Below are 2,679 nucleotides of genomic sequence, written 5' to 3'. Positions count from 1 at the left end.
ATACTGAGCACGATAACGTAATTATAGTCTTATCGTTTTTATCGCTGTATGTCATTTTAAAAGTTCGGTTCATAGCTTTTACTTTATTCCCGGCAATTCAATTACTAAATACCTGTCTGCTTGCAATTCTTTTATACATCCGTATTCACCTCCATCTAATTGAAGCAATCCCCAATACCATTTTTCATCAACTGGCTCAATTAGTTTTTTAATCCACCAAGATTGATACTCCCAACCGCCAGGGTAAAAAGTTGCTGTCATTAGTAGGCACTCTTTAGTAAATTCAGGTTTTGTGTTTTGCCATCTTTCTTCCCTCTGTGCAGGTAAAGGGGTGGATAATTGGGCAACTTCGTCAAGGTAAATATCTTTAATGTACTCAATGGTCTGCTCTGTTTCTGAAAGCCAATGGTTATCTTTTAAAAATCGAAGAATGCTTAAAATGCTGTTTTCATCCTTCATCCCCTGTTCCGGCTTGTTGGCTTGCTGCCCTGCTTTGTAACCTTCATTCCATAGCCTGCTTATTAAAGTATCAAATGATATTTGAGCATGGGCATAATCGTCAATAAGGGTATCAAATTCAGGTATTCCGCTTTTCGCTTCTTCTAAAGGTGTTCTTTCCATTGGTTAGTGTTTTAATTTTGATTCAACTAATCTTACATTCGTACTTATTGCAAAAGGCCAATCATCCCAATACATCCTTGTTTCCCCATTATCAAAAAGGACTTCACATCTACTTAAATCCCATGTTGACATATTATTAACGGCAGATATAGGCAACCACTCCGGCAGTCTTTCACTTACCGGAACCTCTGTATAAATGGTTTGTGTTTTCATGATTGCTGCGCTTTAATTAATTTATCGTAAGTGGTCGGCTTTGAACATGGCTCTTTAGGTTCCCCATTGATGCATTTAAAACCGATAGAGCATGAGTTATAATCCTGTGGCTCATAAGCCCTACAACCTTTACAGTTTTTTCTTTGCTTTAAGCATCTATTTATTTCTGCATCCATAGCTATATATTTTATTTATTAAAGGTTAGTTGTTATCCGGCATTTTATCTTTGTGGTTTACATATAACCCATGACCTCAAGTTGAGAAAACAGGATATTTTGGTTTTTAACCAATACCATTTTTTCATCTATAAAATCTTCTTTATTGGATTCAATACCTTTTTCTGAAACAGAGATATTGTCTTTTGAAAGATATTCCTTCATAATAAACGAGAACCCATTACCAAGCCTTACATCATTCTCGCATTCCACTATTCCAAAGGATATTTTCATGTACCCAAGCGTAACCATAATATCGCAGGATGACCACCGCTGTACGTTATCAATAGAATAATTATCAATGTAAACGCCTCGTGCTATCTGAAATAACTTTAGGAATTCCTCGTTGGTTAATTCGTGCAAGTGCTTTTTAATTTTTTTATTGCCCATGATTTTTATTTAAAGATTGAAGTTTTACCATCCATGTATTGACCTTGATTAATTTCTCTTTCTATTCCACAACGTTTGCAATGCTTTATAAAACTATGTTTACCATATCTAAGTATAGAAACATAGTTCCATGTGTGGTTAAGAAAGAAGCAGATTAGCCTTTTCATTGATTAGTCGTTAAATAAATTTGATAAATATTTGCCCATAACCTCATAATTAGATGGCATTGGAGAAAGTCTAAAAAGAAATTCAGGATTCTCTTTTTTGTACATTTCAAACATTTTACTTTTGGTCATTTTTGAATATTGCACGTTGGATATACGGTCACAAAGTTTTACAAATAATGCCCCTTCTGTTGCCAATATCCCGAAATAGTATTTTTCATTAGCCCGCTCCTTTCTATTTTTACCTTTCTCATTAGAAACGGCATAAATAATATCAGCAACATATTCGCCCAATACTTCTTTACAGTCATTATAGGACACCCTTGTATCTTCGATAAGGTCATGCCCCCAACAAGCCACTTCTAATTCACTCCATTGCCTTTCAGGTACGGCAATAAACTGCTTACAAACTTGTGCCACCATTCGCAAATGGAACTCATAAGGAAGGTAAGTGTCGTAATAATGATTTGTTTTAACGTGCTGCTCAATACACCACTTTATTTTTCCTCCTTCAATTGTATCTATGCTCATGGTTTTTATTTTTGATTACTTGTTAAAATTAAGAGGGGATTAAACATGCACCTTTAAGCGCATATCGTATAGCGTCCTTCATGGTATGGCAGTCCTCCCATGTATCAACATCAAATAGCCCGTTTTTATTATTACTCACCTCGATATAATACCTCTTTAAATGGTCATATTTTGCCTTTCCAAATCCGTGATCGGTAGATACATAAATTGTCATTCCCTTATAAGTGGCGTGGAATGTTATTTCGGTATTTGTTTTTATATTTTTAGTCTGAATAACCGCCCCTGAAATTTTCATAATTTTTATTTTAGATTTCAATACTGCTTTAAAGGGTTAAATACAAAATGGCTCCACCTGCCGGACTTACATTACTGTAAGTGTAGAACCCGAACAAATGGAACCATTTTAAATATTATCAATCTTTTTACCACCGTGTTCTACTCCGGTAATTTCTGAATACAAGATAAGAATTATTTTAAACAATTTTAGAAAATATTTTATTTAAAACATCTTCCAGTTTGTCTGCCTTCTTTTTACCTACCGATAG

Annotated in this window: 5 protein-coding genes; all 5 read right to left on the bottom strand. The window is 34.6% G+C overall.

The genetic code is table 11. The annotated features are described in order from the left end of the window. Positions 1 to 78: 78 nt before the first annotated feature. Positions 79 to 621, bottom strand: a complete 543-nt coding sequence (locus V4538_17585; GenBank protein MES2382864.1) for a hypothetical protein — start codon at positions 619 to 621, stop codon at positions 79 to 81. A gap of 3 nt (positions 622 to 624) precedes the next feature. Continuing rightward, complete coding sequence (locus tag V4538_17580) at positions 625 to 834, bottom strand: hypothetical protein (protein MES2382863.1); 210 nt, start codon at positions 832 to 834, stop codon at positions 625 to 627. 233 nt (positions 835 to 1,067) lie between these two features. Continuing rightward, positions 1,068 to 1,439 (bottom strand): hypothetical protein, encoded by a 372-nt coding sequence (locus V4538_17575; GenBank protein ID MES2382862.1) that lies wholly within the window; start codon positions 1,437 to 1,439, stop codon positions 1,068 to 1,070. Positions 1,440 to 1,609: 170 nt separating this feature from the next. Continuing rightward, entirely contained in the window at positions 1,610 to 2,134 is a 525-nt protein-coding gene (locus V4538_17570) for a phosphohydrolase (GenBank protein ID MES2382861.1), read from the bottom strand. Positions 2,135 to 2,162: 28 nt separating this feature from the next. Next, complete coding sequence (locus V4538_17565; protein ID MES2382860.1) at positions 2,163 to 2,429, bottom strand: hypothetical protein; 267 nt, start codon at positions 2,427 to 2,429, stop codon at positions 2,163 to 2,165. Between the last annotated feature and the right edge of the window lie 250 nt (positions 2,430 to 2,679).

It is taken from the genome of Bacteroidota bacterium (assembly GCA_040388375.1).
Classification (GTDB): Bacteria; Bacteroidota; Bacteroidia; order UKL13-3; family UKL13-3; genus JAAFJM01.
This window is presented reverse-complemented; position numbering and strand designations above follow the sequence as displayed.